Below are 24419 nucleotides of genomic sequence, written 5' to 3'. Positions count from 1 at the left end.
TATAATGTAACCTTAAGAATAGAAATTTGTTATATATGAAGTTTATATAAATAATGAAAGAATTGGATAAAAATAGTGGGAGAAGGTGAGTGAATGAGTATTTCCTCTATTGTAAGTAGGCAAAAGGAATATTTTTTAAAAGGGCATACGAGAAGCATCGAAATGAGAAAGAATAATTTGAAGAAGCTTTATGAAGGCATTCAGCGTTTTGAAGAAGAAATATTTCAGGCATTGAAATTAGATTTAAATAAGTCAGTTCACGAGTCGTTTACAACGGAAGTTGGATATGTATTAAAAGAAATTTCCTTTCAATTGAAACATATGTCATCGTGGAGTAAACCGAAACGAGTTCGAACAGCACTTACTCATTTTGGATCAAAAGGAAAAGTAGTGCCAGAACCGTATGGTGTGACGCTTATTATTGCACCGTGGAACTATCCTTTTCAATTAGCAATTGCACCACTTGTAGGAGCACTGGCAGCTGGAAATACAATCGTTTTAAAGCCGTCAGAGTTAACGCCAAGCGTTTCAAAAGTGCTTAAGAGAATGTTAGATGAATTATTCCCAGAAGAGCTTGTAGCGGTAGTAGAAGGTGGCGTTGAAGAGAGTACATCTTTGCTGAAGGAACCGTTTGATTATATTTTCTTTACTGGTAGTGTTGGCGTTGGAAAAGTTGTAATGGAAGCAGCAGCGAAACAGTTGACGCCGCTCACTTTAGAACTTGGCGGGAAAAGTCCTTGTATTGTACATAAAGATGCAAAGATAGAGATGACAGCAAGAAGAATTGTTTGGGGTAAGTTTTTAAATGCAGGGCAGACGTGTGTAGCGCCTGATTATATGTACGTGCATTCTTCCGTGAAAGAAAAGCTAATTGAGGCACTGCGACATGAAATTACAGAGCAGTATAGTAAAGAACCTTTGCAAAATGAAAATTATGTGCGTATTGTCAGTGAGCGTCATTTTGAACGATTATGTGGATTTTTACAAGATGGTCAAGTCGTAATTGGTGGAAACTATAAGAAAGATACATTACATATTGAACCGACAGTACTAGCGGATATTACATGGCAAGATGCTGTTATGGAAGATGAAATTTTTGGTCCGATTTTACCAATCATAGAGTACGACAATATAGAAAATGTAATTGGCACAATCCAGCAACATCCGAAGCCGTTAGCGTTATATGTATTTTCTGAAGATAAAGAAGTACAAAAGAAAGTGACGAGTAATATTTCATATGGTGGAGGCTGTATTAATGATGTTGTCTATCACCTTGCTACGCCATATTTACCTTTTGGGGGTGTTGGAAGTAGTGGATTAGGGGGTTATCATGGGAAAGAAAGTTTTCGGACTTTTTCACATTATAAAAGCATTTTAGCCCAATCTACAGCATTCGACATGAAAATTCGTTACTCTTCTACAAAAAGTGCTTTAAAATTCATACGAAAGTTGTTAAAATGATGATGGTGTTTATCAGTAGGCGTAGCCGTATGATAATAGCCCCTTCGCAATGGAAGGGGTTTTTCTGTTCGACGTTATGTATCAGGCGAAAATGAATCAAACATACTACATAAAGAATAGAAACGAACGCTTGCTAAATAACCATTTTTGTTTGGATCGAAACAAAAAATAGTCTATAGAACATAAATATTTATTCATGAATATAAAAATTTAAAATTTAAGGTAGATAGGACGGGAAAATGAAAAAGATTATTAAAGTTGAAGCAGTTGAAAAACATTTTGGAAATCAAGTGATTATCCCACCTCTTTCTTTAGATATTAAAGAGGGAGAGTTTTTAACAATTTTAGGGCCGAGTGGCTGCGGGAAAACGACGTTACTTCGTATGATCGCAGGATTTGAAACTCCAACTAAAGGGAATCTTTTATTAGATGATGAAAGAATTAACGATTTGCCGCCATATAAGCGTCATATGAACCTAGTGTTCCAACATTACGCACTATTCCCACATATGACAGTAGAGAAGAATATTTGTTTTGGTATGAAAATGCAGAAAGTATCAGCAGCAGAGCAGAAAGAGCGTGCTGAAGAGGCAATGCGTTTAACGCAGTTACTTGAGTTCCGTAATCGTAAACCTGCGAAGCTTTCTGGTGGACAACAGCAGCGTGTTGCAATTGCAAGAGCGATTGTAAATAATCCGCGTGTATTACTATTAGATGAGCCACTTGGAGCGCTTGACTTTAAGTTACGAAAAGACTTGCAACGTGAATTGAAAAACTTACAACGTAATTTAGGAATTACGTTCATATACGTAACGCACGATCAAGAAGAAGCAATGAGCATGAGCGATCGTATTGTAGTTATGAATAAAGGACATATCGAACAAATCGGAACACCGAAAGAAATTTACAATAAGCCGAAAACATTGTTCGTTGCGACATTCATCGGTGAAAATAATATTGTGAAAAACGGGGAAGGCTATGTAGCAATTCGCCCTGAAAATGTAAAAGTACGTTCGGTTGAAGAGTCAATTTTAAAAGAATACCATCTTGGACATATTGAAGATATCGAGTTTGTCGGAAATATGGAGAAGCTTTATGTACGTGATGAGAAAACATCAGAATTACTAATGGCATATCAAACTGCTGAAGAGGCAGCACAGTGGAGCATTGGAGATAATGTATATGTAGGCTGGGAGCAAGAGGACGAGGTGACCTTAAATTGAAAAAAGGGAAATTACTCGCACTACCTACAGTCGCGTGGCTGTTAATTTTCTTCCTAATCCCGCTCGTATTCGTATTAGGATTCGCCTTCATGCAGCGCGGAGCTTACGGGACAGTAGAAATGCAATTTACGCTGGAGAATATATCCCGTGTGTTTGATCCATTATACTTAGGAACGTTATGGGAAACTGTTAAAATTGCAGTTATTACAACAGTAATATGTTTATTAATTGGTTATCCGTTTGCGTATACAATTACAATTGTTGACCGCAAATACCGCTCTATTCTTTTATTATTGGCAACGATCCCGTTTTGGATTAACTTTCTTGTTCGTTCATACGCATGGATTGTTATTTTACGTTCACAAGGTCTTGTGAATACGTTGTTATTAAAGCTTGGCATTATTAGTGAACCGTTAAATTTATTATATAATACTCCTTCTGTAATACTCGGAATGGTCTATTCTTTATTACCATTTATGATTTTACCAGTGTATGCAGCAATTGAGCAGTTGGATAAGCGTAAGCTAGAAGCGGCTTATGATTTAGGAGCAACACCAATAAAGGCATTTTGGAATATAACAGTGCCGATGACGATGTCAGGAATTGCGACTGGTTCTATTTTAGTATTCGTTTCTTCTATCGGAATGTTTGTTGTATCAGACGTGATGGGCGGATCGAAAGTAGCATTAATTGGAAACGTTATTCAAAATCAATTCTTAGGTGCACGTGACTGGCCGTTTGGATCTGCGTTATCGATTATCGTTGTTCTATTCTCTGTTCTGTTAATTTACTTATATTATCGTGCAACGAAAGTATATAAATATAATGAGAACGGAGGGGAATAGGCAAAGATGAAGAAGTTTTTAGTTTCTTATTCTTGGTTAATTTTGTTATTCTTGTATTTTCCAATGATGGTTTTAATGGTCTATTCTTTCAACGACTCTCGCATTAATGCGGAGTGGGAAGGTTTTACATTCCATTGGTATACAGATTTATTTCAAAAACAAGATGTTATTGATGCATTTGTAAATAGTATTACGATTGCAGTTATAACAACGATTGTGACAACGGTACTTGGTGTATTCTTTGCAATCGCTTTACATCGTTATAAATATCGTTTTGAAGGGGCTATTAATGGCCTTGTATATTTACCAATTTTAATTCCTGATATTTTAATGGGATTATCATTACTAATTCTTTTCAGCCAGTTAGGAATGGAACTTGGACAAACAACGATTATTATTGCACATATTACATTTAGTATTTCGTTTGTTGTTGTTATTTTAGCTGCGCGTCTTTCAAGTATGGGACGTGACTTAGAAGAAGCTGCAAATGATTTAGGAGCAACGCCTTGGCAAACGTTTCGTTATGTAACGTTCCCAGCAATTGCACCGGGAGTTATTTCGGCAGCATTATTAACATTCACATTATCAATTGATGATTTTGTAATTAGTTTCTTCGTATCAGGACCAGGATCAACAACATTGCCACTATACATTTACAGTATGGTTAAGCGCGGAGTATCACCAGAAATCAATGCTCTTTCTACAATTTTAATTGTTGCTATCGTAGGATTAATGGTTCTATCTGAAATCTTCCGGAATAAAGGTGCAGATGGTGAAGAAAACTCTGGAGGACACCTTCCTTTATAATACGAACGATATAGAAAGTACAAGGGGGTAATAAACCGATGAAATTAATGAAAAGAATAGCTGGCGCAGCAATTAGTTTTAGCCTTGTTGCTGGTGTGCTTGCTGGTTGTGGTGAAAAGAAAGAAGAATTAAATATTTATAGCTGGGCTGACAATTTTGATGAGCAAGTGCTAAAAGATTTTGAAAAGAAATATAATGTGAAAATTAACTATGACAAGTACGCAAGTAATGAAGAAATGCTTGCGAAATTACAAGCTGGTGGCGCAAAGTATGACTTAATCCAGCCGTCTGATTACATGGTTAAAACAATGGCGAAAATGGACTTATTAGCGCCGTTAGATAAAAAGAATATCCCGAATATCGAAAATATGGTTTCTAATTTCAAAACACCTGCGTTTGATCCAGAGAATAAATATTCTTTAGTGTACACTTGGGGTGTAACAGGGATTGCATACAATAAAAAGTATGTGAAAGAAGCACCTACAAGCTGGGCGGACTTATGGAATGAGAAATATAAAGGACATGTAACGTTACTGAACGATTCTCGTGAAGTATTAGGAGTGGGTCTTAAGAAGCACGGGTTCTCAAACAGTACGAAAGACGATGCACAATTAAAGACAGCAGCAGATGATTTAAAGAAGCTGCTTCCAAACTTATTAGCATTTGATACAGATAACATTAAACAAAAATTCATTACAGAAGATGCTTGGATCGGAACAGTTTGGTCTGGAGATGCAGCATTTATCGCAAAAGATAATAAAGATGTAGAATATGTTGTACCGAAAGAAGGCGGCACAATTTGGGCTGATACGTTAGCAATTCCAAAAGGTGCAAAACATAAAGAGCTTGCTGAGAAATTTATGAACTACTTACTAGATGAAAAAGTAAGTGTGAAAAACTACGAGTCAATTGGTTACAGTAATCCAAATGAAAAAGCTCATCCTCTTCATAGTAAAGAATACCGTGATAATCACATGATTTTCTTAACGAAAGAAGAGTTAGATCGTACAGAATGGCTTGTTGATGTAGACGATAAGTTAAAAGACTATGATCGTTACTGGACAGAGCTAAAAACAAAAGGTAAATAAGTAAGGAAATGCGGTTTCTAAAGTAGAAATCGCATTTTTTCATAGTAGGAGGAAATCGTTTGAAGAAGAAGTTACATCAGTATGAGGTAATGTGTATCGGTTTGTTATTTGCTGTATTTGGTATTGTTGCTTGGCGCGTACATGCAGGTGGCGTTACAGTGATGGATACATATGTCCGTGGATTAGTAAGAGGGCTACAAACGGAAAGTTCTCTTATATTTTTCTCGTACTTTACAAAATTGGGATCAGCAATTGGGATAGTCACTACGCTCGTTATAAGTTTGCTTGTTTTTTGGAAGAAGCGTTATTATGCTGCGATGATTGTATATCCAATGGGGATTTTAATAACACATCTTGTGAATAAAGGGATAAAAGAGATTGTAAAGAGAGAACGTCCGTCATTAAATGAAGCGCTAGATGCACTTGGATATAGTTTTCCTAGTGGACATGCAATGCTATCGATTATGACATTTGGATTTCTTACTTATATCATTGCTGCTAATTTGAAAAGCGTAGCTGGGAAATGTGTCACAACGATTTTGATGGGTATAGTAATTTTATCGATTGGATTAAGTAGAGTCATTTTAAATGTACATTACCCAACTGATATTTTAGCTGGTTACTGCGTAGGTGGTATTTTGTTAATTATCGCGATTTACTACCATCGTTTACTTACTGAGAGATTAGGGCTTAATAAAGAGAGATAGAAAAACGTCTGGAAAAACTATTATTATAGTTTTTCCAGACGTTTTTTGTTTATATCAAGATGTGATACAGTATAAGTGACAATTGAATTATTTAAAGTAGGTGAAAATGTGTGAAGACAAACGTACATAAAGTTGATAAGTGGGGGAAGTTAGGAGCCTTTTTGTATCAGTTTCGTTATACAGTAATTGTAGCGTTACTGTTGCTCGCAATCGCACTTGGGATTTTTGCTCCAAGGCTACCGGGAGTATTAGGTGGTGACGGTTTCCAAACGGAAGGCGACTATCAAAAAACAAAAGAAATTTTAGATCAAGATTTTAAGAAGTCTCAAGATACGCTTCTGCTCGTTTTTGAGAAAAATAAAGATGCTTCGCATGAGGAATTTAAAAAGCGAATAGATGAAATTGTAAAGAATGTTCAAGAGAAAGAGAGCTATGAATCTTTCCATCACCCAATCCAAAATAAAGAAATGCTACAAGATGACATCGGTTATGCGACAATTTTATTTTCCGGGAAAACAAATAAAGAAAGAATGGAAAAGACATTACAATTTGCTGATGAGATTGAGAAAGAAAGTAATGTAGCATTAAAAGTAACACCTACAGGATTTCCGAAAATTAATCAAGAGATTAATGAAAGAACGCAAAATGATTTAAAAGTAGCAGAAATGATTGGATTACCAATTGCGTTTCTTGTATTACTATTTTCGTTTGGTAGTCTTTTGGCATCAATTTTACCGATTTTGAATGGGACGCTTAGTGTTATTAGTACGATGGGGATATTGTATTTCATCGGTGTTGATAAAGAACTATCTATTTTCGTGTTAAACGTTGCACCGATGATTGGACTTGCATTATCTATTGATTTTGCGCTATTATTTGTGAACCGTTTTCGAGAGGAAGTTGCTAAACGAACGGTAAAAGAAGCGATAGCAATTACATATCAAACGGCAGGACGTGCGATTGTATTTTCAGGATTATGCGTATTTGTTGGGTTATCCGGTTTGTTTTTCTTTAAGATAGATTATATTCAATCTGTCGCGATTAGCGGAATGATTGTTGTCATTATGAGCATTTTATTCTCACTCACACTTCTTCCAGCACTATTATCGTTAATAGGTAAAAGAATATTAAAAAAGAATCAAGTAGCACATACGCCGGCAAAAGCATGGCGTAAATTTGCACAATTTGTGATGAAACATCCAATTGCAATGATTATTGTTGTTACAACATTTATTGTTATTTGCTTATTACCGTTACGTACAGCTAATTTGCAGTTCCCTGGTGTTGAAGCTTTACCTGAAAAGAGTGATACAAGGATTGCATATGAAAAGTATGAAGAAGCATTTAATGAAACTGTCAAAACACACGCTGATGTTACGTTAGTTGTAGAGACGAAAAAAGATATGAAAGAAAAAGAAAGTCTACAAAAGATAGAAGAAGTCGTTCGAAAGTTAAAAGATGATAAGAAAGTACATGAAGTAAGAAGTTTATACGACGGGTTAACTGGAATGAAAGCAGATCAAGTTGTTGGAATATTGCAGTCGCCAGAATCAGCGAAACTAACTCCTGTATTTGAAGCATACACGCAAGGGAATAAGACGACGATAGAAATCTTTTTGAAAACAAAACCACGTACAGAGACTGCAAAACAGTGGGTACGTGACTTTAAAAAGAACTATAAAGAAACGGATGTTACGTATTATCTAGGCGGAATGACGACGTTTCAACAAGAATTAGAAGATGAAATTAAAGATAAAGTTGTAATTGGTATGTCTGTTATATTTGGATCGACCTTTGTTATATTATTATTTGCATTCCGATCTATACTCATTCCAATTAAGGCAATTGTTATGAATATACTTAGTTTAAGTGCAACCATTGGAATTGTTGTTTGGTTATTTGAAGGTGGTCATTTCGGTTTAGAAGCAAGTCCGGTTCTGTTTGTCTTACCAATCTTCATTTTTGGCCTCGTATTTGGGCTTAGTATGGATTATGAAGTATTTCTTATTTCACGTATTCATGAGCTCTATGAAGAAACAGGAGATAACGATCAAGCAACGTTAGAAGGGCTCGTTTCAACAAGTAGAATCATTACATCAGCTGCTTTAATAATGATTGTTGTAACTGGTGCATTCGCATTTACTGATATTTTACCAGTAAAGCAGATGGGTCTTGGCGTTGCATTAGCAATATTTCTTGATGCAACAATTATTCGTCTTATGCTCGTACCAAGCTTAATGAAGTTATTTGGAGACTGGAACTGGTGGTTACCATTTCGAAAAAAACGAGAAAAAGCATCGTAAAAAATGCTCATCAATATGATGAGCATTTTTTATGAATAGCAAAGCCTACATTTTGCAAATAGTATGTGATAAGAACATTACATAATAAGTAGGTGAAGGCAATGTTTCGTTATTTTAAGTTTAAGTTAAATGATACAGTACAGTTTGCCGAGAACGATGGGCATATGTATCGCATTGTCGGTTATCGGTTAGAAAAAGGATTTTATCCAAAAGATGAATGGACTCATATCATTTATGAACTACTTAGAGAATTTGACGGGTATACGATGGATGCAGAAGAGGAAGAACTTGTAAAGGTCGTTCAAGTAGAGGATGAGTATTACAAAATACAAGAAGTATCAGGTTATCGCTATCCAGTAAAAATGAAACAAAAACAACAAGTGATGAAAATAGAAAAGATGGACGATTTATTAGATGCTTACAATGATTATAAAAGGTTGGCGGATTTCTTTAAAGATTTATCGTATGAACAAAAAGCTGAAGAAGTATTATTAGAAATGAAAAGACTTAGAGCTTGAGGGGCAGTCTATTATAAGACTGTCCTCTATTTTTGACAGTGCATCAAAGTGTGTTTTCCGTTACAATGAGAGAATCAATAGAAATAAGGTGATAAACAGTATGGAAACAAAGAAAAAGGGCGAATGGTGTGAAATTATCGTTCCAGCTAAATGGAATGGTATAAGTATTGAATCGGTATTAAAAGTAGAATGGGAAATACCGAAAAAGCTATTACATCAGCTTCGTATGGAAAAAGGTGTTACGGTTAACGGGGAACAAAGAAGATGGAATGAGCTTTTAAAAGAGAACGATAAGTTACAAGTCCATATGTTTGCGGAGGAAGAGTACGGTGTAGATCCAGAATATGGTGAATTACATGTAGTATACGAAGATGATCACGTACTTATCGTAAATAAACCAGAGCAAATGGACACACACCCTGCTGAAAAAGGTGGAACCGGGACGCTTGCAAATCTTGTTGCTTTTCATTTTCAAATGCAAGGTTTAGAGACGAAGGTGCGTCATATTCATCGTTTAGATAAAGATACGACAGGTGGTGTCGTGTTTGCTAAGCATAGAATTGCTGGTGCAATTATGGATCGTCTATTAATGGAAAGAAAAATTAAAAGAACGTACGCAGCGCTCGTTGAAGGGAAAGTAAAGAAGAAACAAGGGAAGATTGATGCTGCTATCGGAAGGGATCGCCATCATGCTACAAGGCGTCGTATTTCTCCAAAAGGTGACCAAGCTATCACATATTATAAAGTAGAAAAGTATTTTAAGAAGCAAAACACGACTTTCGTAACGTTACAATTAGAAACGGGTAGAACACATCAAATTCGTGTTCATATGAGTCATAATGGTAATCCACTAGTTGGGGATGTATTATATGGTGGACAAACAAAATATATGTCCAGTCAAGCATTGCATGCGATGAAGATAAATTTCTTGCATCCAATTACGAAAGAAGCAATTGAAGTTGATGTGCCGTTTCCTACAAAGTTAAATAAAAAAATAAAAGAATTTCAAAAAGAAAATGCGTAAAGTATAAGTTTTAACTTGAAAAAAGTAGATTTTTGCAGGGATTTCTCTAAAAGAAGCGAAGCCGTTAAGAGAAAAGAGAGGTGAGAATCACTTGATCAAATATAAGTATGTACTTGGAATATTTTTCGCTTGTCTTTTACTTACTCTATTTCTCTATCCCTATTTACCAAATCGTATGGCAGTACATTGGAATGTAAATGGTGAGCCAAACGAGTTTATGAGTAAACAAGTTGTTGTAGCATTTATTCCCTGTTTTATTATTTTTTCATATGGATTTTTGTATATTATTTCACATAATATATTTAAGTTTAATGAAAGAGGGCATGGTATTATAGGCGGCTTTATAAAGAAAATTACGTTATTTATGTTGTTTATTCATATGCTTATCCTCTTTATTAATTTTAGGAAGGTGATATCCTTTCAAACAGGATTAACGATTGGGATTAGTATGTTTCTTTTTATGCTGAGTAAAGAATTTAAGAAAATAAAAGGCAAAGAAAAAGATCCAATTAAATTACAAAAAATTCGTTTAGTGAGTAGACGAATTTTTCAAGTGATGGCATGGGGCATATTGTTTTCATTGTTTTTGAACTTAGAGTGGGGATTTTATGTATTGCTTAGTATAATAAGCTGTGGATCTATGTTGTTTATGTTATATATTTTCTATTCATACATAATAGAAAGCTATGAAACTTAAAAAAGAGTCTTCTCATTATGAGAAGACTCTTTTAATCTATTTACTTCGTAATAAATTGTTGTGTCCAGTAGTTGCCGCTTTCTACATAACCAACACCGATGTGAGTGAAGCCGTTATTTAAAATGTTTGCACGGTGTCCAGCGCTGTTCATCCAAGCTTGTACTACTTCTTCAGGTGTACGTTGGCCTTGAGCGATGTTTTCACCTGCAGATGTATAAGAAATACCAAATTTCTTCATCATATCAAACGGAGATCCGTATGTAGGGCTGTTATGATCAAAGTAGTTGTTTTTTTGCATATCTTCAGACTTAATACGTGCTACTTTGCTTAATTCAGTATCGATTTTTAGTGCTGGTAAGCCTTGTTTTGCACGCTCAGCGTTTGTTAATTCAACAACACGTTGTTCGAACTCACTTAAAGATTTTGCTTCTTCAGCAGGCTTTTGCTCAGCTGGTTTTTGAGTATTGTTGTTTTCAGCAGGTTTTTGAGCTTCTGGTTTTTGAACTTCTTCAGCAGGCTTTTGCTCGGCTGGTTTTTGTTCAACTGGCTTTTGAGTTTCTGGCTTAGCTGTTGGTTGCTCAGTTACAACATTTTCAGTAGGTTGTTGACCAGGAATGAAGCAGTTTGGTTGGAAGTTTCCTTGTTGCCATTGTGCTAATGATTCAACTCCCATAGATTGTAAGAATGCTTGTAATTCTTGTTGGTTCATTTGTTTCATCATCACTTTTGAATGCTGAATATTTTGAACCTTTACGTTAGATGGTTGTACTGTTGCAGCTTGTGCATCTAGAGAAGATACTCCTAAAGTAAGAGCTGTTGCAGCAGCTACAGATAATAAAACACGTTTTTTCATGATGTGTGTCCCCCTATATAAAGTTTTAATTTGTTTTCACACGATTTGTTTTTGACAGCCTGTCTGACTGACAAATTCATCGTAGCATACAATTTGCGAGAAAAAAGATGGAAAAAAATTCATAGACTTTAAAATTACCTAATTTATCCTAAGAGAAGGAGGGAGCAAAAATAAGAGAAATATAGAGTATAAAAGGAATTTATAGTGTTTTTATACTTGGTTTTAAGAGGGGGTTTTTGGATAAAGTTACCTAAATAGAAAATGAAGAATCCTATTGTATCAATGGTTTGAGCGATTTTTTGAGGAATATAATGGATTGATTTTTACAAAACTGTAATGTTTCTGTTGTTCTTTTTTATAATAAAGTAACATATTTTTAATGTTGTAGCAGACAAAAAAGCGGCTATCTCTTTACATAGACGAAGGAGATAGCCGTTTTCCTATTATTACGTATGTTACGAGTTATTACGAGTTAGTTTCAATTGCTTCTAATAATAAATCCACAATGTGAATTCCTCTTATCTTATGAGAAAGCCCTTCTCGCTCAATACCCAATTTCATTTGTAATAAACAACCTGGATTTGCAGTAACAATGGTTGTTGCTTCTGTTTCATGCACACGGTCCATTTTGTAATCTAGAAATTCCATTGATAACTCTGAATGAACAATATTGTAAATACCAGCAGAGCCACAGCAACGATCGGCATCTTTCATTTCTCGATATGTTGCACCTTGGATAGCCTCTAGTAACATACGAGGTTCAGAAGATGTGCGCATAACATTGCGTAAATGACAAGAGTCTTGATACGTAATAACTTGCGGCGTGAGTCGTAAGTCAGTTCGCTTATGGAAGTCTAGTTCTACTAGTATAGCAGTAATATCTTTAATCTTAGAAACAAACTGCTTAGCACGTTCAGCCCAATCCGGATCATCCTTTAAAAGATAATCATAGTCTACGAGGTAAGCTCCGCAACCACCTGCATTCGTAATAATATAGTCGATGTTTAAGTCTTCGAATGCTTTTATATTGCGCTTTGCTAATTCTTTTGCTCCACTCTTTTCACCAGCATGTCCATGTAATGCACCGCAGCAACTTTGTGTTTTCGGAATAACGATATCACAACCAGCTAATTGAAGAAGTTTCATCGTTGCGTTATTTGTTTCTAAAAACATCGTATCCATTAAGCAGCCTGTGAAGAATGCAACTTGTTTTTTCTTTGTACTTTCTGCAGGTAAAAATGAAGGACGATCTTTCATCGCTTTCATTTTAGGGACTTTTGGTAAAACGAGATCCATCGTTGCAAGTGTTTCGGGGAATAACTTCATAATCCCTGTTTTATGTGTTAGCGTTTGTAAACCAGAACGTTGATAAAATCCGATTAGTCCAGTTAATGTTCTCATTCGATTTTGATGGGGGAATAATCCTTCAAAAACGACTTTTCGAACAGCTTTCACTGGCACCGAGAATTTTTTATTTTGATTAATAATATCACGAGCTTCTTCTAATAAATGCCCATAATTTACACCAGATGGACAAACAGGCTCACAAGCACGGCAACCAAGACAAACGTTTAATGTATTCTCAACATCTTCATCTGGTTCGATTAAACCATCAACGACAGCTTTCATTAATGCGATACGTCCGCGCGGTGAATGTGACTCTTTATATTCGGATTGAATGTAGGTAGGACAAGTAGGTAAACAAAAACCGCATCGCATACAGTTTAGTAATTCATCTTCACTTAATCGTTCTTTAAATTCTTTTTGAATATTTTCTTTATTTAATGTGGTCATCGCTCAACCACCACTCTTTTTCGGGTGTCTTTCGCGAACATTTTTCCAGGATTCATAATGTTATTTGGATCGAAAGCCTGCTTTATTCCTTGCATAGCTGCAATACCTTCCTTACCTAATTTCATTTCTAAATATGGAGCTTTCATCGCACCAACACCATGTTCACCAGTAATTGTGCCACCAAGTTCAATTGCTTTCGCAAATATTTCAGCAAAAGCTTGTTCAGCTCGGTGCATTTCTTCTGCATTACGAGCGTCTGTCATACAAGTTGGATGTAAGTTACCATCACCAGCGTGTCCAAACGTACAAATAGGAATATTATATTTTTTTGCAATGGTATTAATAGCTTCAACCATCGGAGCTATTTGTGAACGTGGTACAGTTGCATCTTCTAATATTGTAGTAGGTTTTAATCGTGCGAGCGCTGATAGGGCACTACGGCGAGCGGTACGAAGCGCATCTGCTTCCGTCTCATCTTTTGCAACGCGAACATCAACTGCATTCATAGAGTGACAAACGTTAGCCATTTTTTCAATATCTCGATTGACTACTTCGGGTGGACCGTCTTGTTCGATTAATAAAATTGCTTTTACATCTGTAGGTAAACCGATTTGTGCAAACTCTTCTACTACTTCAATTGTCGGTTGGTCTAAAAACTCCAGTGTTGCTGGAATGATTTTATTTGCAATAATAGAAGAAACAGCACGTGCAGCTTCATTAATATCTTCATATAATGCAAGCATTGTTTTCTTTGTTTCAGGCATAGGAACAAGTTTTAATATGGCTTCTGTTACCACGCCAAGTGTTCCTTCAGAACCGATAAATAAACGAGTTAAATCGTAACCAGCTACATCTTTTGCTAATTTACCACCAGTGCGAATAATATCACCATTTGGTAAGACAAGTTCAAGCCCCATTACATAATCACGTGTTACGCCATATTTCAAACCGCGTAATCCACCTGAGTTTTCATTAATATTACCGCCGATTGTAGAAATTTTCATCGAGCTTGGATCTGGTGGATAAAATAAACCTTTTTCTTCTACCGCTTTAATAATATCAAGTGTAATGACACCAGCTTGTACAGTAATTGTTAAGTTTTCTTCATCAATTTCTAAAATATTGTTCATATGGCGGAAAATAAGGACGATACCGCCTTCAAGTGGACATGTTCCTGCGCAAAGATTTGTTCCAGACCCGCGCACATACACAGGAATTTTGTGAGTGTTACATACTTTTAACACTTCAGCTACTTCATTTGTATTACGAGGAGCAATGACTGCATCAGGCATTGCTTGGAAGTTTGGAGTGGCATCATAACTATAAGTTAAACGCCCCATATTGGATGTATCTACATTATCTTCGCCAACAATAGATACGAATGAATGAATAATTTGTTTTTCTAACATTGGAAATCCCCCTCAAACTGTTAACGTGTTTAGTTATAATAAACAACGTGGTAACAGTGCTTTCGTTATAATGATAAAAAAGTCGAGGGATTCTTTCTATGTATAATCATCTAAAGATTAATCTGTTTTATCGTTCTTTTTTGTATGATTATCTAATAGGAGGAGTGCGAAGTATAAAACGTTTAAGTCTTTGAATTGTTTTGGATCAAGTCCTGTATGTTCTTCAATCTTTTTTAGCCTATAATGTAAGGTGTTAATGTGTATATGTAATTGTTTAGCTGTCTGTTTATAAGATTGGTTATAATCGATAAATAAGCGTAAAGTGTGCATAAGCTCAGGAGATGATAGTAAGCTTTCGATGGTACGCTCTAGAAATTGTTCACGCGTTTCGGCAGAAATATCTTGTAAACACATTTCTAAACGTAAATCTTCATTAAATACAATTTTTTTCGTTTCCAATGATACAGAAAGAGCACGTAATGCTTGTTCGTAACATATGTTCATATTGTTTGGGGTAACTGTTTGCCCAATCCCGATATATAAAGGAATAGAAAATAAAGCTTCGCAGTCTTGTTTTAACCGTTTTAAAAACTGATAAGTTTGTTCTTTGGAGCTCATCGCTGTAAATAAAATAAAACGATCATTTCCCCAGCGAACAAATAGATGCTCTTTTGTTAAAATATTTCGTACATGTTGCCATATTTTACGCTGGAGCATTGTGTCATTTTTGCCAATAGAAAACAAAACAAGTTGTTTTTTCTTATATAAATCAATGCCAAGTGTTTTGGCACGATCAAGAAAACTCGGGGACCACTCTGTATTTTGAAGCCAATCAAAGACAAAAGCTTCATAAGAACGGTGCTCAAGTTCTAATTGCTCTAAAAAGTAGTTTTCATGAATTAATAATTCGGTCATCTTACGCAATATTTCTCCGTAGCGTGAAATATTTTCAGGTTCTCCGGTAATCCCAATGACACCAATTACTTCATCATGAAATAATAAAGGAAGATTCATCCCAGCCTTTACACCTTGCAATCGCCTTTCATCTTCTTTTGTAATGATGACGGTTTTCTTTTGTTTAGCGCAGCGGAGTGCACCTTCATGAAATTGGCCAATTCTTTCTGTATCTGTACTTGCGATAATAACGCCTTCTATATTAATGATAATTATATTTTCTGTAATTAGTCTGCGTACTTCTCGTACAATTTTATTCGCTAAATCAGGAAATAGCATAATTGACACACCTCAAATTCTATTTGTTGTATATTATATATGTAAATTGAGTAAGAAAGGGGAATTTCACACTTTCCACACATTTATTTGTTATTTTACAATTATAACGAAATCATCTGAAGATGGAGGGAATCTTTTGAGAAAGTATGTTTTTCTTCTCTGTTTTTTATTTCTATTAGTAGGGTGTCAAGGAAGTTCATATACACCAATTGCTAAAGATAAAAATGTTATTATAACTACGAATATAAAAGAAGGCAGTATTAGTTTTATTGATAAAAAGGATAAAAAGTTAATTACGACATGGGAACTAAATGAGCCAATGGCCGGAATCACACTGCTTCCAAATGGCGATGAAATACTTGTATACGGTAAGCAATTAGAATATATGTATGTATATTCACTAGCGGAAGGAAGGCAAGTGGAAAAATATAAAACTGGAAAGGGCATTGTAAATGTAGTCGTATCAGCAGATAAAAAACAATTATTTGCTGCTGATCAAAATGTTCAAAAGGTAAGGTTCTTTACGATAAATGGGAAAGAGACAGGAAATGTTTCAACAGGAAAAGGGCCTATAACGATGGTAGAGTATCAGAATCGGTTATCTGTACTAAACTTTTATGATACGAAACTAACGACAATTGATACGAAGAAAAAAGAAGTTGTTCAATCCTTTATGATTCCGCCAGCATCAACAGGAGCGACGATTAGTCCTGATGGGAAAGAAATATGGATTGGCGGGCATGGTGATGGAAATCAAGTGAATGAGAAAGTATTAGTGTATTCTTTACAGAGCGGTGAAATGGTACGTTCTTTACACGCTCCATTTATGCCTGTGAACATAACGAAAGATAATAAGTACGTATATGCATTAAGCCACGGTTCGAATATGCTTAGAAAATTTGATACTAGTACGTATAAAGAGGTAGCTTCCGTTGAAATAGGCTCAAATCCATTTGCATTTTTGAAAAGCGGAGCAGAAGGATATGTAGCAAGTTATGATAGTGATGAAGTGTGTGTTATGGATATGAAGAGTATGAAAATAAAACAAACAATTAAAGTCGGAAAAGGACCGTTTCAACTCATAGAGAGGGAAGGGAAGGACAATGAATAAATATAGAGTGCTAGTTGTAGATGATGAAAGTGATATGAGGCAGCTTGTTGGAATGTATTTGGATAACTTTGGATATGAGTGGGGAGAAGCTGAAAACGGAAAAGAGGCTCTTAAAAAACTAGAAACGAATCATTATGATTTCGTTGTATTAGATATAATGATGCCAGAAATGGATGGACTTTCAGTTTGTAAAGAAATTAGAAAAACGTCAGATGTGCCGATTATATTTTTAACCGCAAAAGGTGAAGAGTGGAATAGGGTGAATGGCTTACGTATGGGAGCAGATGATTATATTGTAAAACCGTTTAGTCCTGGTGAATTGGTTGCCCGTATGGAAGCTGTACTAAGAAGATATACAAAGCAAGAACAGCAAGAAGAGATTCAATTTGGACCAATTCTTATCAATGAAAAAAGCAGACGAATTGAGGCGAATGGTGAGTCGATTTCTCTTACTGTAAAAGAGTTTGATTTACTATATTTTCTTTGTCAGCATACAGGACAAGTATTTAGCCGGGAGCAATTACTTGAAAAGGTATGGGGATATGATTATGCCGGAAGTACAAGAACAGTAGATACGCACGTGAAAACGATGCGCTTGAAGCTTGGAGAAAGTGGAAACTACATTCAAACTGTTTGGGGTGTAGGCTATAAATTTGAGGTGTAACATATGTTTACGATGGTACAAAAACTTTGGCTTACAGTAGTATGTGCAGTATGTGTAACAGTGTCCTTTCTTTATTTCGTATCTTTATACTCGTATGAAAAGTTATACGTTGATAATTTAAAAACTTCGTTAGTAATGGAAGGGAAAAGTCTTGCTGCTCAATATGATAAGCGTGAAGGAATATCAACTTTTGAAGAGAAAGTAAGATCGTTTGATCAAATATCTAGTTCAGATGTTATTTTCGTATCTAATCCGCGTGATTTAAGCGCATGTTTGCCTTTTGATGTGCATCATCATTCTCTTATAAGTGAAGGAGATAGGCAAACGCTATTAGATGGGGAAACTGTGACAAAAATAGGATATGAAGAACATTTTGACCGTAATATTATGGGGGTTGTCATTCCTGTATTGGAAAATAAAAAATTAGTCGGAATTGTCTATTCGTATATTCCTTTAAAAAGTATAAAAGATTTAATCTATGATATGGGTCTTATTTTAGCACCGTTAGCAATTGCTATGATTTTAATTACGATATGGGTTGGAAGAAAAATTATAATTGCAATTACGAAGCCACTTTCGCAAATGGAGCGGGTTGCAAATCATTTGGCTACGGGAGATTTTTCGGAGCGGATTACAGTTTCTTCAGAGGATGAAATTGGACGATTAGGAAAAGCATTTAATAAAATGGCAAATTCATTAGAAACAGAAGATGTAAAGCGTAAGGAATTTTTAGCAAATGTTTCGCATGAACTTAGAACACCACTTAGTTATATAAAAGGGTATAGCGAGGCTATTTTAGATGGTGTTGCAAAGGGAGCTCAGCAGGAAAAAGTAACTCAGCTAATTCATAAAGAAGCAGGTCGTATGCAGCGTCTCGTTCATGACTTGTTAGACTTAGCACAATTAGAAGGTGAGCACTTTCCGTTAAAGAAGCAACCTATCGTTTTTTCACAGCTGATTGAAGACGTATTAGATACGTATGAGATTAAGTTTATAGAAAAGGAAATTCATATTTCAACCAATTTAAATCCAGAGGTCATTGTCATGATTGATGAGGATCGTATGCAACAAGTGCTTCATAATGTGTTAGATAATGCGATACGATATACAAATCAAAAAGGAAATATCGTTATAACTTTAGAGCAAATCGATGATTACTGTGAATTAAAAATAAAAGATACAGGAATTGGCATTGATATAGAGCATTTGGAGAATCTTGGGGAACGCTTTTACAGAGTTGATAAAGCGAGAAGTCGTCAACATGGTGGAACAGGTTTAGGCCTTGCTATTGTGAAACAAATTGTTCATATACATGGTGGACAGTGGAAAATTGAAAGTGAAAAAGATAAGGGAACAACGGTTATTATTAAACTGAATGTACAGGATGAGGGGGGCATGTTCTAATTTTTAGGGCATGTTCTTTATATTGAAGAAAATATTTATCCCGCTATTCGCCGGTCAGTAAGACCCTCACCTCAAAATTCAGCAGAAGCAAAGAAGTTAGGTGGAGGCACTGCTGCCCGTAAAAGCCCGATTGGTGAGGGCTAATAATCAGTGGGGGATGAACAAAACCCTCACTGATTAAAGTTTCACTTTATACGTAAAAATATAAATTAATATGTAATAAATATCGAAAATTTGACTATTTTATGAACAAAACATTTGTACTTCTTATCAATTCGGTCTAAAATAGTTATGATGCAAAGTTCTTATAAATCGTTTCAATTGTTGTTTGGAAGATACTGAGGTGATTTAACTGGAGTACAAATCTATTAAACCGAAAAAAATTTACGAAGAAGTATCTGAAGCTATTTTAACAATGATTAAAAATGGTACGTTAAAACCTGGTGACAAACTACTTCCTGTGCATCAATTAGCTGAGCAGTTTCAAGTTGGCAGATCTGCTGTTCGTGAAGCGCTAAGTGCGCTAAGAGCGATGGGCTTAATTGAGATGAAACAAGGAGAAGGTACATATGTGAAGAACTTCGATTCTTCTTCATTAACGAAATCATTAAACAATAGATTATTAATGAAGAAAGAAGATATTTTGAATTTATTAGAAGTACGAAAGGTGCTTGAAGTGGGGGCAGTTCGAGTAGCGGCGGCAAAACGTACGGAAGATAATTTACAAAATATGAAACATTGGTTAGATGAAATGGCAAAGAGCATTGGAGATGAAAAGGCTGGCGAAAAAGCCGATTTTCAATTTCATATGGGAATTGCAGAGTCTTCGCATAATAGCATTTTGCTTGAACTCATGAATCATGTTTCAGAGATGATTGCTGAAACGATTGGTGAATCAAGACGCATTATTTTATATGGTGAACAAACGACATCAGAACGACTTATAGAAGAGCATCAAGTTATATATGATGCGGTGTTAAAACAAGATGTAGAATTAGCGCAGCAAGCAATGCTAGATCACTTAACAAATGTAGAAAATATTGTCACAGGTAAAAACGATATAAATTCGTAATTTAATCTTTTAAAAATTTAATTTTCTGATAAAATAGAGAAAGATTAAGTAAGCGTTTTCTTTAGAAGAGGGAGAGGATAGGCCATGGTTGAGCCTATTTCTTCTCTGCTAAGTCATCTGATGACCATATGTTTGTTGGTGAAGTTGTAAAAAGGGGGAGTAATAGTTATGAAAGTTACTTTATTTGTTACTTGTTTAGTCGATATGTTTGAAACAAATGTCGGCAAAGCAACGGTTGAAGTGTTGGAGCGTTTAGGTTGTGAAATTGAATTTCCAGAAGCGCAAGTTTGTTGTGGTCAGCCTGCTTATAATAGCGGCCATGTAGAAGCAGCAAAAGAAGCAATGAAACATATGATTGAAACTTTCGAAGATGCAGAATATATTGTTACGCCATCTGGTTCTTGTGCGACAATGTTTCATGAGTATCCACATGTTTTCAAAGATGATCCAAAGTGGGCTAAACGTGCACAAAAAGTTGCTGATAAAACTTATGAATTTACACAGTTTATTGTGGATGTTTTAAAGGTTACTGATGTTGGTGCAAGTTTACCAGGGGTCGCTACTATTCATAAATCATGTCATATGACACGTATGCTTGGAATAAAAGAAGCACCAGGAATTTTATTATCAAATGTAAAAGGATTAACTGTGAGAGATTTGCCAAACGTGCAAAATTGTTGCGGGTTTGGGGGAACGTTTTCAGTTAAGATGACTCCAATTTCTGAGCAAATGGTAGACGAAAAAGTAGATAGTGTAATGGAAACAGGTGCAGATTATTTAATTGGTGCAGATTGTGGGTGTTTGTTAAACATTGGCGGACGTATTGAGCGTTTAGGAAAAGAAGTAAAAGTAATGCATATTGCTGAGGTACTGAATAGTCGCTCATGAAGGGGGAACATAAGCTATGTCTATGAAAATCAGTGAGAAAAAATTTAATGATCGCGTTGGTGATGGAATTCAAGATTCGTTTATGCGCGGAGCAGTATCTTCTGCACAAACGCGTTTATATACGAATCGCTTAAAAGCCGCAGATGAACTAGGAAACTGGGAAGAGTGGCGTGAACTAGGTGAACAAATTCGTCAACATACGTTAGAAAATCTTGATTATTACTTAATGCAGTTAAGTGAAAATGTATCAAAAAGAGGCGGACACGTGTACTTTGCGAAAACGAAAGAGGAAGCAGCAAAGTATATTCAAGACGTTGCAAAAAAGAAGCAGGCAAAAAAGGTAGTAAAATCAAAGTCGATGGTAACAGAAGAAATTAGTATGAACCATGCGCTTGAAGAGATTGGCTGTGAAGTGTTAGAGAGTGACTTAGGAGAGTATATCTTGCAAGTAGATAACGATCCACCTTCACATATTATTGCACCTGCACTTCATAAAAATAGAACGCAAATTCGCGACGTATTTAAAGAAAAGCTAGGCTATGAAAATTCTGATGACCCGTATGAAATGACAAAGTTTGTTCGTAAACAACTTCGTGAGAAATTTATGGATGCAGAAATTGGTGTAACTGGTTGTAACTTTGCTGTTGCAAATACTGGCTCTCTTTGTTTAGTAACGAATGAAGGTAATGCAGATCTTGTTATGTCAATTCCTAAAACACAAATAACGGTAATGGGTATGGAACGTATGGTTCCGACAATGGAAGAATTAGATGTTTTAGTTGGTTTACTATGTCGTAGTGCAGTAGGTCAAAAATTAACAAGTTATGTAACAGTAGCGGGGCCAATTCAAGAAGAGGAAGTTGATGGACCTGAAGAATTTCATTTAGTTGTTGTTGATAATGGTCGCTCTCAAATTCTTGGATCTGAATTCCGTTCAGTATTACAATGTATTCGTTGCGCTGCTTGTGTTAATGTATGTCCTGTATATCGTCACGTTGGTGGACATTCATATGGATCGATTTACTCAGGACCAATCGGTGCGGTATTAACACCGCTTCTAGGTGGATATGATGATTACAAAGAGCTTCCTTATGCATCTAGTTTATGCGGAGCATGTACAGAAGCTTGTCCAGTAAAAATTCCATTGCATGATTTATTATTAAAACATCGTCAAGTCATCGTTGAGCAAGAAGGTCGTGCACCACTTGCAGAAAAACTGGCTATGAAAATGTTTAGTATGGGTGCTTCTTCAGCTGCTTTATATAAAATGGGTTCAAAAATGGCACCAGCGGCAATGAGTCCATTTACATCTGGTAATCGTGTATCAAAAGGTGTTGGACCACTTAAAAACTGGACGGATATTCGTGAATTTCCAGCTCCAAGTAAAGAACGATTCCGTGATTGGTATAAAGATCATAAGAAAGGCGGGGATAAATAATGACAGGATTAATTCAAAACCGTGATGCCTTTCTAGATAACATTGCAAAAGAACTTGGGCGCGCGCGTAAAACAGAAGGTGTAGAGCGTCCAGTATGGAAAAGTAATGTGAATATAGAAACGTTAAAAGATTATTCACAAGAAGAATTACTAGAAGTGTTTAAAGAGCAATGTACAAACATTCATACAACTGTAGTAGAAACGACAAACGACCGTTTAGGTGAAGACCTTCAAAAAGTAATCATGGAAAACGGCGGGGGACCTATTTTATTATCAGCAGATGCGCGTTTTGATGCATATGGTTTAACATCTTTATTTAAAGAAGAACTTCCAAAACGAGATGTTGAAGTAAATGTATGGGATCCAGTGAGAAAAGACGAAAATATGCGTTTAGCTGAAAAAGCGAATATTGGTATTGCATTTAGTGATTATACATTAGCTGAATCTGGTACAATTGTTGTACAAAGTCATAAAGGTCAAGGGCGTTCTTTACACTTTTTACCGACTGTATATTTTGCTATTATTCCACGTGAAACACTTGTGCCTCGTATTACACAAGCAGTTCAGGATATGAACTCACGCGTAGAAAATGGGGAGACAGCGGCATCTTGTATTAACTTTATTACAGGGCCAAGTAACTCGGCTGACATCGAGATGAATCTTGTTGTCGGAGTACATGGACCATTAAAAGCAGTTTATTTCATCGTATAAAAGAGGGGAAAGCAGGCCTGGAAATGGCCTGCTTTTTAGTAGAATAAAGGATAATATGAAGTAGAAGTTCTCTCCTTTTTTTGCTATGTTTTTTGGGAAAGGAGAGGAAGGGATGTTCACTTATTTATATGCACTGTTAGCAGGGATGGTGTTTGGTTCTTTTTTTATGCTAGTTGCGATGAGGGTTCCATTAGGTGCTTCTATTATTACCCCGCGTTCACATTGTGATTATTGCAAATATGTGCTAAGGACAAAAGAACTAATCCCCATCATTTCATTTTATATACAAAGAGGCTGTTGTACGAATTGTAAGAGGAAAATTCCAATTATGTATGTAGCATTTGAATGTATAACAGGAGGTATATTTCTTCTTACAGTGTATATGATTGGAATAGAACGAGAGCTTATTATTATTTTATCCCTTTTTTCGCTACTTCTTATTATTTCAGTTACAGATTACTTATATATGTTAATTCCTGATTGTATTTTAATTTCGTTTGCCTTTTTACTCATTCTCGAAAGTGTTTTTGTACAATTAGTTACTTGGACAGATAGTATAGCTGGTAGTGGTGTTATATTTATTTTGTTATATTGCATGCAAAAGATATATCCAGAAGGGCTTGGCGGAGGAGATATAAAACTACTTTCGTTACTTGGATTTATAGTAGGAGTGAAAGGAGTTTTTATCGTTTTATTTTTAGCATCTTGTTTTAGTCTTTGTTTTTTCGGGATTGGTATCGGATTAAAACGTATAGAAGTACGAAAGCCAATTCCATTTGGTCCTTTTATTAGTCTCGGGGCAATATGTTATGTATTGGCCGCATATTCAAATTAGAGAGGGAATCGAAAATGAACGTATATATGGATGATCAAAGAAGTTGCCCGTTCGGGTATGTGCCCGCAACTACAGTAGAATGTGCTTTGCAAATGGTTCGGGATTATGATGTGAATATTCTTTCTCTTGATTTTAATATGGGATGGGGAGCGAAAAATGGACTAGATTTTGTAGAAGCTTTTTGTACAGAGGGGTTATATGTAAATGAAATTCACTTTCATACGAATGATGTCATCGGTATGCACAAGATGAAACAGAGAATGGATAAGGGAAAGGAAGAAGGAGAAATTACTCCTCACCTTGTTATTAAATACGTGGGAAGCTAAAAACTCCAA

General features: G+C 35.7%; 23 protein-coding genes. 19 read left to right on the top strand and 4 right to left on the bottom strand.

Going from position 1 to position 24419, the window contains the following annotated elements; translation table 11 throughout:
* The first annotated feature begins 93 nt into the window (after positions 1-93).
* The 10 genes from QO049_RS08640 to QO049_RS08595 all read left to right on the top strand — a co-directional run bounded on the left by QO049_RS08640 (position 94) and on the right by QO049_RS08595 (position 10673).
* Positions 94-1461, top strand: coding sequence for an aldehyde dehydrogenase (locus QO049_RS08640; protein ID WP_246962364.1), 1368 nt, complete (start codon positions 94-96; stop codon positions 1459-1461).
* 239 nt (positions 1462-1700) lie between these two features.
* Positions 1701-2684 carry a spermidine/putrescine ABC transporter ATP-binding protein PotA gene (gene potA / locus QO049_RS08635; RefSeq protein WP_000720336.1) on the top strand — a complete coding sequence of 328 codons (984 nt, stop codon included), beginning with the start codon at positions 1701-1703 and terminating at the stop codon, positions 2682-2684.
* Complete coding sequence (gene potB, locus QO049_RS08630; protein ID WP_000715500.1) at positions 2681-3529, top strand: spermidine/putrescine ABC transporter permease PotB; 849 nt, start codon at positions 2681-2683, stop codon at positions 3527-3529. Before potA ends, potB begins: the two co-directional genes overlap by 4 nt.
* A 6-nt stretch (positions 3530-3535) precedes the next feature.
* Positions 3536-4336, top strand: a complete 801-nt coding sequence (gene potC / locus QO049_RS08625) for a spermidine/putrescine ABC transporter permease PotC (protein ID WP_000714192.1) — start codon at positions 3536-3538, stop codon at positions 4334-4336.
* Between the two features lie 38 nt (positions 4337-4374).
* Positions 4375-5424, top strand: a complete 1050-nt coding sequence (potD, locus tag QO049_RS08620) for a spermidine/putrescine ABC transporter substrate-binding protein PotD (protein WP_000772485.1) — start codon at positions 4375-4377, stop codon at positions 5422-5424.
* Positions 5425-5483: 59 nt separating this feature from the next.
* Positions 5484-6131: a phosphatase PAP2 family protein gene (locus QO049_RS08615; RefSeq protein WP_000727790.1), complete on the top strand. Its 648-nt coding sequence runs from the start codon at positions 5484-5486 to the stop codon at positions 6129-6131.
* A 110-nt stretch (positions 6132-6241) separates the two neighbouring features.
* On the top strand, positions 6242-8434 hold the full coding sequence (locus tag QO049_RS08610; protein WP_284489255.1) for an MMPL family transporter: 2193 nt from the start codon (positions 6242-6244) through the stop codon (positions 8432-8434).
* A gap of 101 nt (positions 8435-8535) precedes the next feature.
* On the top strand, positions 8536-8952 hold the full coding sequence (locus tag QO049_RS08605) for a hypothetical protein (protein ID WP_000490301.1): 417 nt from the start codon (positions 8536-8538) through the stop codon (positions 8950-8952).
* Between the two features lie 100 nt (positions 8953-9052).
* Positions 9053-9976 (top strand): RluA family pseudouridine synthase, encoded by a 924-nt coding sequence (locus QO049_RS08600; protein WP_000448320.1) that lies wholly within the window; start codon positions 9053-9055, stop codon positions 9974-9976.
* A 91-nt stretch (positions 9977-10067) separates the two neighbouring features.
* On the top strand, positions 10068-10673 hold the full coding sequence (locus QO049_RS08595) for a DUF1648 domain-containing protein (protein WP_000598997.1): 606 nt from the start codon (positions 10068-10070) through the stop codon (positions 10671-10673).
* Positions 10674-10713: 40 nt separating this feature from the next.
* On the opposite strand, the gene QO049_RS08590 is transcribed toward QO049_RS08595, so the two are convergent.
* From QO049_RS08590 to QO049_RS08575, 4 genes are all read right to left on the bottom strand, one after another.
* Positions 10714-11526, bottom strand: a complete 813-nt coding sequence (locus QO049_RS08590) for a CAP domain-containing protein (protein ID WP_000747592.1) — start codon at positions 11524-11526, stop codon at positions 10714-10716.
* Between the two features lie 465 nt (positions 11527-11991).
* Positions 11992-13320: a (Fe-S)-binding protein gene (locus tag QO049_RS08585; RefSeq protein ID WP_284489254.1), complete on the bottom strand. Its 1329-nt coding sequence runs from the start codon at positions 13318-13320 to the stop codon at positions 11992-11994.
* A complete protein-coding gene (gene glcD, locus QO049_RS08580) occupies positions 13317-14729 on the bottom strand; it encodes a glycolate oxidase subunit GlcD (RefSeq protein ID WP_000890754.1) in 1413 nt (470 codons plus the stop codon). Before glcD ends, QO049_RS08585 begins: the two co-directional genes overlap by 4 nt.
* Positions 14730-14846: 117 nt before the next feature.
* Positions 14847-15971 (bottom strand): CdaR family transcriptional regulator, encoded by a 1125-nt coding sequence (locus QO049_RS08575; RefSeq protein WP_001999325.1) that lies wholly within the window; start codon positions 15969-15971, stop codon positions 14847-14849.
* A gap of 127 nt (positions 15972-16098) precedes the next feature.
* Here QO049_RS08575 and QO049_RS08570 point away from each other — a divergent pair, with 127 nt between their 5' ends.
* The 9 genes from QO049_RS08570 to QO049_RS08530 all read left to right on the top strand — a co-directional run bounded on the left by QO049_RS08570 (position 16099) and on the right by QO049_RS08530 (position 24410).
* Complete coding sequence (locus tag QO049_RS08570; protein ID WP_001234147.1) at positions 16099-17073, top strand: YncE family protein; 975 nt, start codon at positions 16099-16101, stop codon at positions 17071-17073.
* Positions 17066-17737: a response regulator transcription factor gene (locus QO049_RS08565; RefSeq protein ID WP_001046405.1), complete on the top strand. Its 672-nt coding sequence runs from the start codon at positions 17066-17068 to the stop codon at positions 17735-17737. Before QO049_RS08570 ends, QO049_RS08565 begins: the two co-directional genes overlap by 8 nt.
* A gap of 3 nt (positions 17738-17740) precedes the next feature.
* The gene (locus QO049_RS08560) at positions 17741-19141 is read left to right on the top strand and encodes a sensor histidine kinase (RefSeq protein ID WP_098762651.1); all 1401 of its coding nucleotides are present in this window, start codon (positions 17741-17743) and stop codon (positions 19139-19141) included.
* Positions 19142-19523: 382 nt separating this feature from the next.
* Positions 19524-20213, top strand: a complete 690-nt coding sequence (locus QO049_RS08555; protein ID WP_254905699.1) for a FadR/GntR family transcriptional regulator — start codon at positions 19524-19526, stop codon at positions 20211-20213.
* A 168-nt stretch (positions 20214-20381) separates the two neighbouring features.
* Positions 20382-21101, top strand: a complete 720-nt coding sequence (locus tag QO049_RS08550) for a (Fe-S)-binding protein (RefSeq protein WP_000869150.1) — start codon at positions 20382-20384, stop codon at positions 21099-21101.
* Positions 21102-21117: 16 nt separating this feature from the next.
* Entirely contained in the window at positions 21118-22539 is a 1422-nt protein-coding gene (locus QO049_RS08545; protein ID WP_098876433.1) for a LutB/LldF family L-lactate oxidation iron-sulfur protein, read from the top strand.
* Positions 22539-23249: a LutC/YkgG family protein gene (locus QO049_RS08540; protein ID WP_284489253.1), complete on the top strand. Its 711-nt coding sequence runs from the start codon at positions 22539-22541 to the stop codon at positions 23247-23249. Before QO049_RS08545 ends, QO049_RS08540 begins: the two co-directional genes overlap by 1 nt.
* Before the next feature lie 112 nt (positions 23250-23361).
* Positions 23362-24084, top strand: coding sequence for a prepilin peptidase (locus QO049_RS08535; protein ID WP_000495716.1), 723 nt, complete (start codon positions 23362-23364; stop codon positions 24082-24084).
* Positions 24085-24098: 14 nt separating this feature from the next.
* The gene (locus QO049_RS08530) at positions 24099-24410 is read left to right on the top strand and encodes a cyclic-phosphate processing receiver domain-containing protein (RefSeq protein WP_001103760.1); all 312 of its coding nucleotides are present in this window, start codon (positions 24099-24101) and stop codon (positions 24408-24410) included.
* Positions 24411-24419 lie beyond the last annotated feature (9 nt).

It is taken from the genome of Bacillus sp. RB3 (genome assembly GCF_030164735.1).
Lineage (GTDB): Bacteria > Bacillota > Bacilli > Bacillales > Bacillaceae_G > Bacillus_A > Bacillus_A cereus.
Note: the sequence above shows the minus strand (reverse complement) of the source record. Positions and strands in the feature narration are given on the sequence as shown.

Coding starts and splice junctions, on each gene's coding strand:
- QO049_RS08530 (WP_001103760.1), top strand. CDS start 24,099: ATGAACGTATATATGGATGATCAAAGAAGTTGCCCGTTCGGGTATGTG.
- QO049_RS08535 (WP_000495716.1), top strand. CDS start 23,362: ATGTTCACTTATTTATATGCACTGTTAGCAGGGATGGTGTTTGGTTCT.
- QO049_RS08585 (WP_284489254.1), bottom strand. CDS start 13,320: ATGACCACATTAAATAAAGAAAATATTCAAAAAGAATTTAAAGAACGA.
- glcD (WP_000890754.1), bottom strand. CDS start 14,729: ATGTTAGAAAAACAAATTATTCATTCATTCGTATCTATTGTTGGCGAA.
- potC (WP_000714192.1), top strand. CDS start 3,536: ATGAAGAAGTTTTTAGTTTCTTATTCTTGGTTAATTTTGTTATTCTTG.
- potD (WP_000772485.1), top strand. CDS start 4,375: ATGAAATTAATGAAAAGAATAGCTGGCGCAGCAATTAGTTTTAGCCTT.
- potA (WP_000720336.1), top strand. CDS start 1,701: ATGAAAAAGATTATTAAAGTTGAAGCAGTTGAAAAACATTTTGGAAAT.
- QO049_RS08565 (WP_001046405.1), top strand. CDS start 17,066: ATGAATAAATATAGAGTGCTAGTTGTAGATGATGAAAGTGATATGAGG.
- QO049_RS08540 (WP_284489253.1), top strand. CDS start 22,539: ATGACAGGATTAATTCAAAACCGTGATGCCTTTCTAGATAACATTGCA.
- QO049_RS08605 (WP_000490301.1), top strand. CDS start 8,536: ATGTTTCGTTATTTTAAGTTTAAGTTAAATGATACAGTACAGTTTGCC.
- QO049_RS08550 (WP_000869150.1), top strand. CDS start 20,382: ATGAAAGTTACTTTATTTGTTACTTGTTTAGTCGATATGTTTGAAACA.
- QO049_RS08545 (WP_098876433.1), top strand. CDS start 21,118: ATGTCTATGAAAATCAGTGAGAAAAAATTTAATGATCGCGTTGGTGAT.
- QO049_RS08640 (WP_246962364.1), top strand. CDS start 94: ATGAGTATTTCCTCTATTGTAAGTAGGCAAAAGGAATATTTTTTAAAA.
- QO049_RS08560 (WP_098762651.1), top strand. CDS start 17,741: ATGTTTACGATGGTACAAAAACTTTGGCTTACAGTAGTATGTGCAGTA.
- QO049_RS08590 (WP_000747592.1), bottom strand. CDS start 11,526: ATGAAAAAACGTGTTTTATTATCTGTAGCTGCTGCAACAGCTCTTACT.
- QO049_RS08600 (WP_000448320.1), top strand. CDS start 9,053: ATGGAAACAAAGAAAAAGGGCGAATGGTGTGAAATTATCGTTCCAGCT.